Origin of the sequence: Flavivirga spongiicola (genome assembly GCF_030540825.1) — a bacterium.
GTDB lineage: Bacteria > Bacteroidota > Bacteroidia > Flavobacteriales > Flavobacteriaceae > Flavivirga > Flavivirga spongiicola.
The window spans coordinates 4,059,034-4,072,156 of the sequence record NZ_JAUOEO010000001.1 but is presented as its reverse complement, the minus strand read 5'-3'; the positions used below and the strand labels follow the sequence as shown (position 1 = coordinate 4,072,156).

Here is a 13,123-nt window from a genome sequence, read left to right as displayed (position 1 = left end):
CTAAAAAAACGTTACAGGTTAAACAGGATTAAAAATAATAAAACACTCTCAAAAACCACTGCCTTTGACAGTGGTTTTTTTATGTAATAAACTTATCCTTGAATCGAACTAAGAGTGAAGGTGTCAAACATGAGACCCCACTTAAAAAGTGAGATTAGTCCAAATATCTGCTTTGAATGCATTGCTTCACTATTTTTTTAAACCATTATGTAAGTCAAATAAATTTTTAATAAAATAATGTTATTTCTCTCTATGTTAGAAACAACCAAATATTTAACCTGTTAACAATTAAACAATTACATTTTTGGCACGCAAATTGAAAACAATTAAGCAACAGCGAAAGCCGAAAAGCTAAAGAGTAGGCAAAATGTAAAATCCTATAATTATGAAAAGATTAGTACTATTATTTGCAAGTTTGTTAATAGGATTAACAACTGTATCCGCAACAGAGCTAAACCATCAAAAACTAGAAAATAATTTAGATATAACTAAACGCTACCGTTACGCACAACCCATTATGTTTGTAGAACGTGGTGTAGAATTTTTAATTTTCCCTGACGGAAGTTTTGATTTTAATACCAATGCTAATGATGGTTATCACAATGATCATTATTACAAAAGAAGCTCTAGAAGAGGCTCTACAAACACAACTTATGGCATTAGAAATAGAAGCTATAAGTATAATCCTTATCGTTATAATAGAGGTGTTTCTGTTTCACATGATAGAGATGGCAAGGTAAGGCGTATTGGTAATGTATATTTAAATTACGACAGATATGGAAAAATTAAGCGTGCTGGTTCTGTTTATATGAATTATCGTTATGGACATGGTTCATTAAGCCAAGTAGGTGGCTTAAGAGTTGCTTACAACCATTGGGGGAAAATTGTAAATACTCGCGGTCAAGTAAAAAGGCATAGTGATTATTGCAATTTTTGTGGCGTACAATCCTGCTCTGTAAACCATAAGTTTGGAAATCATTATGATAATGATTGGAATGACGATAGACATCATGATAACCATTATAACGATTGGGATGATGGCATTTACGATAACGACGATAACTACTACTATTTTAAACAAAATGGTAAAGTGAAAAAGCATCGAAAAAATAATAGGTAAATTTTTTAAGGCAAAAACCCCGAAACATTTTATGAATGTTTCGGGGTTTTGCGTGCAATATAGTTAGTCTACATTAATCTATTCTTTCATAAATTTAATAATTGATCCACTTTCTAATTGAATAAAATACAAACCTCTTTTTAGGTTCTGAATATTAATTTCTTGCTTATTTGAAATGTTGCCTTCTTTAACTTTTAATCCCAAAATATTGTAAATATTATAGTTTTCGGTATTTTTTAGTCCGGAAATTTTTATGCGCTCACTAGTTGGATTAGGATACAATTCTACATTAATTTTATTGAAAGAATCTAAGCCAAGAATCGATTCTTTAGCCCATATACTAACAGCTTGTGCTGTATCTCCATATGAAGCCGGTGTACCATCTGGCGACGAATAAGAATAATATCCTGGATTGAAAATATTTCCAGAGGCATTATAAAAATACACTCTAAATTCTACAGTACCGGTAGAAACTGAACTGGCTGAGGATAGATCAATAGAGAATAATTGATATCCACTATTTAAAGGAGTAAAATCTCCTAAAGAGCTAGCATAACTATCAACACTCCACCTTAATTGGAGTTGAACAGAGCCTCCAACAGCAGCAGCGCCACCAATAACAAAACGATCAAACTCAACATCAGAGTTAGTTGTTAATTCGTAAGAAAGATATGGGCTCGTATTTGGATCAACAGTTGCATCTGTACTTGGGTTATTCCAAACATTTCTATTATCAGCATACGTATTAAGTCCATTATAATTCTCTGCAGCAGTGGTTAATTCAGAAGAAAGAGCAGATCCTGAACGAGGGTAAGTTTCTGTGGACGTATTTGTGCCAAACCAATGTACAAGTTTTATTTGTGCATTAATAAAACTAATTTGAAAAATAAAAAGCGTAATTAATAGATAATTTTTTTTCATGATAGGGGTATTAATGGGTTAGTAATTTATTTAATGTAACATTCAAAACAATATGTATTATATCGAATAAAAACTACACTTAATCCAAAAATAAATAAAAAAACCTACAAAAACAAAAATAAATTCCTACAATATTGTATTTCAATTTTTAAGCTTTACAAAAAAAAACTTGATTATAGGTTAAAGTTTTTGGCACGTTGTTTGTAATTGATAAAACGTATTCATCTATTAAAACAAAATTATTATGAGAAAGTTTATATTCTTAGTAGCTAGTTTAATCCTTACAGGGTTTATTACTGTTAACGCAACCACAACTAATGCAGATACAAATGCAACATCTATCTATAACAGAGGTTATGGAAACTCTTTCATATTTGTTGAAAATGGTATCGAGTTTTCAGTGTTCCGTGACGGGCAATTTGATTTTAACATACAACGCTACTGCGGTTCCAATGTAAATGTTTCCATAGGAACACCGAATATAAATTTCAGTTTTAATTCTGGATACGATTACAATGCTTATGTACAATATGATGAATATGGTGCTATTATTCAAATAGAAAATACGCCTATTTATTATGATTATCACGGACGTGTTAGTCAAGTAGGCAATGTAAATATTTATTATAACAACTTTGGATACGTAAACCGTGTAGGTGGTCTGTATGTTCATTATAACAGATATAATCGTTATTCGCATTGTTCAGGTTTTATAAATGTGTACAACAGACATTATGTTTACAGACCTTGGCACCGTTATTACAGTATTCCGTCTTATGACCACTGTGTCGTTTACAACAGGCCTTACAGACAATATTACAATCCTGTACGCTATGTTTATAATAGACCGTTTTACAACAATTACAGACCTAGAACATCAATTGCCAGCAGACGAGGTAGCACTATAGTAAGAAATAGAAACTATGCTACTGTAAATAGAAGTACTAGAAACGTAACACGAATAAATAGAAATGCAAACTCAAGAAGAAGTGTTGCGCGAACTAACAATACACGACGAAATAGCACTATTAATAGAAATTCTAGGACTAATTCAACGGTAAACAGAAATACTACTAGACGTAATAATTCTAATGCTAATAGAGTTGTTAAGAGCAATAGTGATACTAGAAGTACTAGGAATTATGCACAAGCAAACAGTAATACTAAAAGAACTAGAACAAACGTTAACAATAGAACAGTAAAACCTAGAACTAATAATGTAAGAACAAATAATGTGACTCGTCAACGTAAAAGTGTCGTTGCTCAAAAACCAAGGACACAAAATACGCGTACATATAATAGAAACAATAGTAATACTAGAAATACAAGACAAGTAACACAACGTACTACTCGAAGCAAGCCTAGAGCAACACAACAAAGAAGAAGCGTTAATAGATCTTCTTTAAGCAAGCCTAGAGCAACACAACAAAGAAGTGTTAATAGGTCTTCCCAAAGTAGTAGACCAAGAGCTACTCAGAGCAAAAGTAAGTCTAGTAATAACAATATAAGATCGACTAGTAGAAGACGATCATAACAATTTTGGTTGGTTAGTTTGGAAAGCCCTTCGATATGTTTGCCTCAAAGCGACATCGTGGGGTTTTCTGTTTTCATTTACTCTTTTTATATAAAAATAGAAGTGATATCATTTAATCTTCAAGTAACGCTCAATAAGTATTGAGATATCTTCAGAAAACTTAAACCTATAAACTACAAATACATACAACACAGCAATTAAAGCCGATTTTAAAGCAATATTGATCACAGGATTAAAAGGGAATTCCCAAAAATAGAATAGCAAAACATTTAAAGATATTAAACCCGCTATTCTAAATATATCTGTTGTAAAAGGGTGCATTTTAAACTTCTTATATACAAAAAGTAGTTTTATAGAATCATATACAAAAATAGCCAAAGAAGTTGCCAAAGCCGCTCCATTTATACCATATAGAGGAATAAAGATAATATTTAAAATAATCATTAAAATAACTAGGGCTACTCCTAAGAATAACACGACTCTATAATAGTCACTATTAAATAAAATAGCATTGTTGCTACCCAAAAAAGCATCATATAATTTAGTGGCACTAATCATGAGTACTACAAAAAGTCCTCCACTAAACTCTTCCGGAATTATGTAATATAACTGATTAATATTCAAGACTATTAAAAGAAATATAAATCCACTTATTATAAATAAATTTAACGAGCTCTTTTTGTACAAATCTTCCAAAGCATCAAATTTTTTTTCATTTAAAAACTTAGCAGATAAGGGCAATAGTATTTGATGCATAGATCGCTGAGGCACAGCAATAACCGTAGCTATAAAAATAGCAACATTGTAATAAGCTATTTCTTCAATTTGAATATAATGCCCTAGCATTACTTTGTCTACATCTAAAAGAATAGTAACTATAGAGCCTGCTATAATTATTAAAAACGAATATTTAAAAATATTCTTCAAGCCATTTATACGTTTAAATGTGATAACAGGAAGCTTAACATTAAATGCATAAACATTCATTATGAACATTCTTAAAACATAAACACAAACCAAGCCTATCATAAACTGCTCTACATCAACAACTTTAAAATACAGTAAAAACAGTAATATCATGGTTGCTACCCGGTGAAAAACTTCTTTCATAAAGTTGCCAAATACGGTTTGCATTTGCACCTTGGCCCAAGCAAAAAACACTTCAAAATAAGCCAGCGCAAGGGCTATAATTATTATATGCCACAAATAGCCTCCGATCATGTCGTTCTTTTGGGACAAAAGATCACCAATCATATCATAGCACACATAGCTAAAAAAACTTAGAGGAATCGTAATTATAAATGGCAAAAATAACATGAGTGTTAAAAAGCTGTTTAACGATACGCGCGTTTTAAAAGACGAATAAAATTTAACCAATGTATTGTGTGCTCCGAAAGCTATCAAAGGCATGATTACATATGCCAAAGACAACATATACCCTACCATTCCGTAATATTCATCGCTAAGAAACTCTGTATAAAGAAATAACGTATTAATGGCTCCAATAAAAAAACCCAAATATGTCGAGATGACATTTTTAAAAGATTGTGAAGCGACTATTCCCATTAATTCTTAAAATATTTATAATTAAATCCTAAAAACGTTGTAAATTGAAATAAGTTAGAATTTAGAGTTTTTTGAATCTTTATTTCTTAATTAACGCAGTTAACTGCTCAGTTAATTGTTTTCTACTATATTTTTGCAATCCGATTGGAAACGATTGTAAATCTTTATTTTGGAACGCTTTATAACATTCTAATATAGTCGTTTTTAACGGTTCATAATCATTGTAATTAAAGTAATTTCCTGTATTCGTTTCTTTAATGATTTTTTTAACATCTGAATCTCTAGGGCCTATTGCAATAATGGGTCTGTTTGAAACCATATATTCAAATAGTTTTCCAGGTATAATGCATTTTGTATCTTCTGAATCTATTTCAACCAACAATAATAGTTGTGATTTTTTCTGAAACATAACTGCTTCTTTATGTGAAACATACCCCACCTCATTAATATAATTACTTAATTCGTTATTTTTAATAGACTCTAACACATCTTCACTAACAGCACCAATAAAATTAAGTTGAAAATCCTTTGAAAAAGCATTATTTTCTTTAACAAGATCACTTAATACATTCCATAAAATTTCTGGATTTCGTTTTGACAATAAAGAACCTATGTGGGATATTGAAAATCTAGAATCTAGTTTTAACGTACTAGCAGATTCGTAATCATACCCATTTGTAATAACCTCAATGGGTTGACTTGTTATTTGTTGAAACTCTTTTTTAGTTGTGGAACTGGTCACTATCACCTGATCAGCAGTATTTAAAACCTTCTTTTCTAAAGCTATATGCTTTTCTTTTGAAACATTTGTTAGTTTTAATTGCTTATGGTAGCCAATGGTCGTCCATGGGTCTCTAAAATCAGCTAGCCACTTTACCCCTAATCTTTCCTTTAACTGTAAGCCTATAAGATGCAAACTATGTGGAGGTCCAGTAGTTATTACAGTTTCAATATTATTTTCTGAAATATACTTTGAAAGATAGGCTACAGATGGCTTCACCCAGCCTATTCGCGCATCAGGTATAAAAAAGTTACCTCTAACGTAAAGCATCAATTTCTCAATAAAACTTTGCTTTTTATGATCTAAAATAATCCCTTTACTTATGGTTTTCGATGATTTTTTTGAGAACATCCCCGCTAACTTATAAGGCTCCTTTATTGGCTGTTTTAAAATGGTGATACTATCTGGAATTTCAGACACTAAACTTTCATCCAACAAAGGGTAATTAGGGTTATCTGGAATATAGACAATGGGATCTATATTAAATTCTGGCAAATACTTTACGAATTTCAACCAGCGTTGTACCCCAGGGCCTCCTGCTGGTGGCCAATAATAAGTTATAATAAGTACTTTTTTTTTCATTTCCCTATTCCAGCCTTTCGTCTACACTCAAGATAAACTACGGTGGGAATACATTGTTAATTTAGTTTCAATTTTTAAGATTCCTGCCTTCGCAGGAACAACTATCATCATTTCTTTTTAAATTCATATAACAATCCACCAAGTAGCAATATTCCAAACAAAACAGAACTCGCTAAAGCAATATGACTACCTGTTTTAACAACATCTGGATCAAACTTAAATTCTATGGTATGGTTCCCTACAGGTATTTGCATACCGCGTAATGTATAATTAACACGAATATGCGAGCGTTCTTCTCCATCCACAAAAGTTTTCCACCCATTGCCATAATATACTTCTGAAAAAACGGCAAATCCTTCATTCGAATTTCTAGACTTATACTTTAAATAATTTGGCTTTACTTCAGTCAAACGAATAGATGTTAACGAGTCAATCACATAATTTGGTTTCACATTTTTTAAATTTTCTAAAGCTTTATGTGAAGAATAAATAGCTATAGCCTTATTAGGCAAACTATCTAATTGCTTAATTTCTTCGTTTGCCGACTCCACCTCTTGCAATCTTTGCACAAACCATGCGTTACCATTTGCTTCATCATTCTTATAAGAAAACAGCCCTCCCTTGTCATCTTGAGCTATAATATACTTGGTATTAAACATGTTAAGTACGTTCATATTATTTCTCGCTACATAGAAATCAAACACTTCCCTATAACGCTTTAATTCTGCAGCATTATAACCATTTAAAGAGTTATGAAAATATGAAGGTTTTGAAGGCCCTGAAACCAAATCGAACACTCTAAAGTGTGCAGTATCCTTTAAAATTTCTCGATCTACCTCATTTGCTTGAAATGGTTTATTTACTTTAATAGCAGATACAAAATCATCATTATTTACATAACGCCTATTTACACCAACTAAATCAAAAAGAATAAGCGCACAAAACACGACTATTACCCATTTTTCTTTTAGTTTATCACGTAAAAACATAAAAACGACGACTGCTGATAATGACACTAAAACAAGTGTTCGCAACGTATCTTGGGTGAAAATAGCTTTTCTATCTTCTTTAATAGATCTAACAAAATCTGGGCCATATGCTTGCATATACTGACCATCATTAGCTCCAACAAAATCAAATAATGATGACTTAAACAACAAAAACATAACAGCAATACCACCTGTGATAATACTGGTATATTTTAAAGCTTTAAGCTTCTCTTCTTTCTTTTCAAAGTCATCGAACAATCTTACCAACCCGAAAATCGCCAACACTGGAATACACAATTCTAAAATTACTTGAATAGAACTAACGGCTCTAAATTTGTTATAAAGCGGCACATAATCAATAAAGAAATTCGTTAAAAACCCTAAATTCTTGCCATAAGACAATAACAAGGACAATAAAGTTCCACCAACAAGCCACCATTTTAGTCGTCCTTTTACAAGAAATAGAGCAAAAACAAATAAAAATAATATAACGGCTCCAATATATGCTGGAGCTTCAACAATAGGTTGTTCTCCCCAATACATAGGTGCGTGTTTCGACTCTTCCAAAGCTTGTGTCGTACTAGCTCCTAACTTTCTATAGGCTTCATAAGTAGCAGAACCTTTACCAAGATTTTCACCATTTCCTCCTCCCATGAATCTTGGGATAAAAAGATTAAAAGTTTCAACAAGACCATAACTAAACTGTGTAATATAATCTCTATCTAAACCAGAAGTCACTGGTTTTGGTGAGCCATCAGGATTTATTGTTAGTTCGCTTTTACCTCGGGTACTTTCCTTTACATATTCTTGTGTTGCCAAGACATTTGTTGCATTCAGAGCTATTGAAAGAACTACAGCAGCAACCATAATCCCTATCGATTTAAAATAATGTGGAAGTATCTTTTTTCTATAAGCATCAATTAAGTACGCGACACCTAAAACAATGACTAACAGCAATAAATAGTAAGTCATTTGAAAATGATTAGCCACAAGCTCTAAACCCATAGCCACTGTTGTTAGTAAAAAACCATGAATATACTTTTTTTGAAAAACAAGCAGAACACCACTTAAAACCAATGGCATATAAGCAATAGCATGTGCTTTACTATTATGTCCTACACCTAAAATAATTATTAAATAGGTTGAGAACCCAAAAGCTATAGCTCCAAGTGCAGCGAGTTTAAAATCGACCTTTAAAACCAACAACAGTACATAAAAACTTAGCAGGTACAAAAACAAGTAGTCTGCTGGTCGAGGTAAAAACCGAAGTGTTAAATCTAATTTTTTAATATAATTGTGTGGATACTTTGCTCCTAACTGATAGGTGGGCATCCCAGCAAATGCGCTATTCGTCCAATACGTTTCTTCACCAGTTTCTGCTTTAAAATCTTTTTGTTGCTTACTCATGCCTATGTATTGCATGATATCGCTTTGAAATATTTTTTCTCCTTTTAAAACAGGGCTAAAATAAGCCAATGAAAGTATTACAAATCCTACTAAAACTAATAAATGAGGACCTATTCTTTTAACTGAAAATTGCATGAAAGTATATTAAGAACAATGTTTGTGAAAATTAATCAATTTCTTCGTAATCAACATAATCCCCTACATTTTTATTCGAAGTTTTAGTTTTTGGTATTTTATCTATACTAACTTCTCCTTCTTTTTTTTGTTTTTCTTGTTGTTGTTTTCCAAACTGGCCAAATTGATCACCAAAACGCTGTTCCGCTTTTTTAGCAACGTATTTAACAAGAAACGGAGCAAATAAGCGTGATAAAATTTTTATTCCAAAGTAAATAAGAAGAATGATTAGTATCATTCTAACAAAACCTGTTACAGATGCAAATTGTAGCATAAAAATTATTTTTAACAAAAATACAATTCTATACGCTTAAAAAACGTTCAAAAATGATAAAAAAAGTATAAAATATCTATATTTGAAAAAGTCTTTGAGCCAAAATATGATATCAGTGTATTACCAATGTGCTACTAGTTGCAAACTAAAACCTTAATTATGAACCCAATGAAATCTACCTTATGTTTATTACTGACTTTAATTTCAATTCAGGCCTACAGTCAATATACTGATGTTATTAACTCGAATAGACCCGGTGTGTCTCGAAGCGCTTTTTCTGTAGGCACAAATGTTGTTCAATTTGAAATAGGCCCTTATATTACAAAAGAAAAAAGGACACCTGCTACCTCCCATGAAGTATCTGGGTTTGGAATTGATTTTGCTGCACGTTACGGATTATTACTTGAGGAATTAGAATTAAATATTGAAGGTACCTACCAAAACGACACAAAAACATATACATCAAATTTATCTGCCGAAGAAAAGCGATCTAATTTTAAAATGTTAACAGTTGGAGCTAAATACCTTGTGTATGATCCTTATAAAAATTCAGAAGAAAAGAAACCTAACCTATACAGTTGGAGAGCTAACCATCGCTTTAGATGGAGCTCATTAATTCCCGCTGTTTCAGTATACTTGGGAGCTAATTTTGACACAAAAAACAATCCTTATACAGCTTCAGGTATTGAAGGGTTTAGCCCTAAAATAATGATAGCAACTCAAAACAATTTCCCAGGAGGATGGGTATTTGTTATGAATTTAATAAAAGATAGAATTGGATCTGATCAATCAGATTTTCAATATATTTTAACATTAACCCACTCTTTCAACCCTAAGTGGGTTATATTTGGTGAAACCCAAGGAATACAAAGTGATTTTTATGCTGATAATCTTTTTAGACTTGGAGGTGCTTACTTATTGAAACGAGATCTTCAATTAGATACGGCGTTAACCTTTAACACAAAAGATACTCCATCTGTTTTTGGTGTAAACTTTGGAGTATCATATCGATTAGATTTTCATAAAGACAAAGAAAGCAAGGATAAAGAAATAAATAATGGTAACTCGGCTAAAGAAGAAGGAAAAAGAAGATCCAGACGCAATAAAAACAAAAAAAATGCTACTGATACAGATAAAAAACAAAAACGAAACGATATAGATTTTGACGACAATTAAGAATCAAAACAGCTATCATAACATATGATAATACTCAAAGAAGTACATAAAAAAAAGGACTTAAAAGCTTTTGTAAAGTTCCCTTTTAAGCTTAATAAAAATTCTAAATATTGGGTACCTCCAATTATTAGTGAAGAAATTAAAACTTTTAGCAAAAAAGAAAACCCTGTATTTAACGATGCTGAAGCCAGATTATTTCTGGCTTATAAAAATGAAGAAATTGTTGGTCGCATAGCAGCCATAATCAATTGGCTAGAAGTAAAGGAGCAAACTTTAAAAAAAATGCGCTTTGGTTGGTTTGATGTTATTGACGACGTTAATGTTTCAAAAGTTTTACTTGATAAGGTTATAGAAATTGGAAAAGAAAACAACCTTGAATTTATTGAAGGTCCTGTTGGTTTTTCTAATCTTGACAAAGTAGGCATAGTAACAGAAGGTTTTGACCAAATTGGGAGTATGATTACATGGCACAATCTACCATATTATGCGACTCATTTTAAAAAACTAGGCTACGATATTGCTAAGACATATTCTGAGAATATCATGCAGTTTAAAAACATTAAACCTGAATTTTTCTCGAGAATACAAGAGCTTATAAAAAAACGTTATCAGTTAAGAGCTTTAAACTTCACTAAAAATAAAGATATTCTTCCCTATACTGATGAGATGTTTGATGTCTTTTCTAAATCACATGCCGTCCTTTCAACATTTGTTGAAATAAATGATGAGCAGCGTGAGTATTTTAAGAAAAAATTTATTGGTTTTCTTAATCCGGAATATGTGAAATTTGTTTTAGATAAAGATGGCAAGTTAATTGCTTTTGGGATTGTAACCCCTTCTTATGCAAAAGCTTTACAAAAAATGAATGGTAAGCTGTTCCCTTTTGGTGTAAAACACTTATTACACGCGAAGAAGCATGCAAAAACAGTGACTTTTTATCTAATCGGTGTTTTACCTGAATACCAAAACAAAGGAGTTACTGCCATTATTTTTGATGAATTTCATAAAACATTTACAGAAAAGGGTATTGAGCTATGTGTAAGAGGGCCTGAATTAGATGACAATGTTGCCATACAGCAAATATGGAAAAACTTTAAGCCAGTTACCAATAAAAGACGCTGTACTTTTAGAAAAGATATTGAAAAAGTTTAAACTACTTACTTCATTGCATAAAAAAATCCAATTCAATTATGAATTGGATTTTTTTATATCTGTTTTTAAAATATACTACTCTCCCATTGCTGCCATTACAGAAGCAGATAGACGTTTGTAAGTTCCATTTTCTAATCGAGATCTAATAGCCTCAAAAGCTGCTAAAGTTTCTGAAACATCCTCTAAAGTATGTGTTGCTGTCGGTATTAATCTTAATAATATCAACCCTTTAGGTATTACTGGATAAACAACTATAGAACAGAAAATTCCATAATTTTCACGCAGATCCCTAACTAAAGCCATAGCTTCTGGAATACTTCCTTTTAAATATACTGGTGTTACACAGCTTTGAGTTGTTCCTATGTCAAACCCACGATCTTTTAATCCAGATTGTAAAGCATTTACATTTTCCCAAAGTTTATTTTTAAGTTCTGGCATTGTTTTAAGCATTTCTAAACGCTTTAAAGCACCTACAACTAATTGCATTTGCAATGATTTTGCAAACATTTGAGAGCGTAAGTTATATTTTAGGTAATCTATTATTTCTTGATCTCCTGCAATAAACGCTCCTGTACTTGCTAATGATTTAGCAAATGTTGCAAAATAGACATCGATATCGTCTTGCACCCCTTGCTCTTCTCCAGCTCCAGCTCCTGTAGCTCCTAACGTGCCAAAACCATGTGCATCATCAACAAATAATCTAAAATTATACTTCTCTTTAAGAGCTACGATCTCTTTTAATCGTCCTTGTTCTCCTCGCATTCCAAACACACCTTCAGAAATTACCAAAATACCTCCTCCGGTTTGTTCAGCCATTTTTGTAGCTCTGTCTAAGTTTTTTTCTAAACTTTCGACATCATTATGCTTATAAGTAAATCGTTTACCCATGTGTAAACGAACACCATCAATAATACATGCATGTGCATCAACATCATAAACAATAATATCATCTTTAGATACTAGAGCATCGATAGTAGATACCATACCCTGATACCCAAAGTTTAATAAATATGCAGCTTCTTTATTTACAAAGGAAGCTAACTCGTCTTGCAATTTTTCATGCAAATCTGTATGTCCAGACATCATTCTAGCACCCATAGGGTAAGCAGAACCATATTGAGCAGCAGCTTCAGCATCTACTCTTCTTACCTCTGGATGATTAGCTAATCCTAAATAATCATTAATACTCCAAGTAATAACATCTTTTCCTTGAAATTTCATACGATTAGAAATTTCTCCTTCTAATTTAGGGAATACAAAGTACCCTTCTGCTTGGGAAGCCCATTTACCTAATGGTCCTTTGTCCTTATAAATCTTTTCAAATAAATCCTTCATTTATTACAATCTTATAGCTATTAAAATTAAGACATAACTACATAGGAGTAGCTGCTTTTGAGGGAAAACAAAAACAAATTATAATGTTTAAGCATATTTCATGAAAGCTTTC

Annotated in this window: 10 protein-coding genes; 4 read left to right on the top strand and 6 right to left on the bottom strand. The window is 31.9% G+C overall.

Translation table 11 applies throughout. The features are described from left to right. Positions 1–385 precede the first annotated feature (385 nt). Entirely contained in the window at positions 386–1,120 is a 735-nt protein-coding gene (locus tag Q4Q47_RS16165; protein WP_303307672.1) for a hypothetical protein, read from the top strand. 78 nt (positions 1,121–1,198) lie between these two features. Here the strand turns inward: Q4Q47_RS16165 and Q4Q47_RS16160 are convergent, their stop codons facing one another. Further along, the gene (locus Q4Q47_RS16160) at positions 1,199–2,041 is read right to left on the bottom strand and encodes a T9SS type A sorting domain-containing protein (RefSeq protein ID WP_303307671.1); all 843 of its coding nucleotides are present in this window, start codon (positions 2,039–2,041) and stop codon (positions 1,199–1,201) included. Between the two features lie 244 nt (positions 2,042–2,285). On the opposite strand from Q4Q47_RS16160, the gene Q4Q47_RS16155 reads away from it, so the two are divergent. Further along, the gene (locus tag Q4Q47_RS16155; protein ID WP_303307670.1) at positions 2,286–3,575 is read left to right on the top strand and encodes a hypothetical protein; all 1,290 of its coding nucleotides are present in this window, start codon (positions 2,286–2,288) and stop codon (positions 3,573–3,575) included. A 108-nt stretch (positions 3,576–3,683) separates the two neighbouring features. Here Q4Q47_RS16155 and Q4Q47_RS16150 read toward each other — a convergent pair whose 3' ends face one another. The 4 genes from Q4Q47_RS16150 to Q4Q47_RS16135 form a co-directional block, all read right to left on the bottom strand. Further along, positions 3,684–5,141 carry an oligosaccharide flippase family protein gene (locus Q4Q47_RS16150; RefSeq protein WP_303307669.1) on the bottom strand — a complete coding sequence of 486 codons (1,458 nt, stop codon included), beginning with the start codon at positions 5,139–5,141 and terminating at the stop codon, positions 3,684–3,686. Positions 5,142–5,220: 79 nt separating this feature from the next. Beyond that, positions 5,221–6,504 (bottom strand): glycosyltransferase family 4 protein, encoded by a 1,284-nt coding sequence (locus tag Q4Q47_RS16145; protein WP_303307668.1) that lies wholly within the window; start codon positions 6,502–6,504, stop codon positions 5,221–5,223. A 107-nt stretch (positions 6,505–6,611) separates the two neighbouring features. After that, positions 6,612–9,035: a YfhO family protein gene (locus Q4Q47_RS16140; protein ID WP_303307667.1), complete on the bottom strand. Its 2,424-nt coding sequence runs from the start codon at positions 9,033–9,035 to the stop codon at positions 6,612–6,614. Positions 9,036–9,066: 31 nt separating this feature from the next. Beyond that, on the bottom strand, positions 9,067–9,348 hold the full coding sequence (locus tag Q4Q47_RS16135; protein ID WP_303307666.1) for a DUF4834 family protein: 282 nt from the start codon (positions 9,346–9,348) through the stop codon (positions 9,067–9,069). 159 nt (positions 9,349–9,507) lie between these two features. Between Q4Q47_RS16135 and Q4Q47_RS16130 the strand changes: the two genes are divergently transcribed. Together Q4Q47_RS16130 and Q4Q47_RS16125 are read left to right on the top strand one after the other, a co-directional pair. Beyond that, positions 9,508–10,524: a transporter gene (locus tag Q4Q47_RS16130; protein WP_303307665.1), complete on the top strand. Its 1,017-nt coding sequence runs from the start codon at positions 9,508–9,510 to the stop codon at positions 10,522–10,524. A gap of 24 nt (positions 10,525–10,548) precedes the next feature. After that, positions 10,549–11,676, top strand: a complete 1,128-nt coding sequence (locus Q4Q47_RS16125) for a GTP cyclohydrolase (RefSeq protein WP_303307664.1) — start codon at positions 10,549–10,551, stop codon at positions 11,674–11,676. A gap of 75 nt (positions 11,677–11,751) precedes the next feature. Here the strand turns inward: Q4Q47_RS16125 and Q4Q47_RS16120 are convergent, their stop codons facing one another. Beyond that, a complete protein-coding gene (locus Q4Q47_RS16120) occupies positions 11,752–13,011 on the bottom strand; it encodes an aminotransferase class I/II-fold pyridoxal phosphate-dependent enzyme (protein ID WP_303307663.1) in 1,260 nt (419 codons plus the stop codon). Positions 13,012–13,123: the final 112 nt, after the last annotated feature.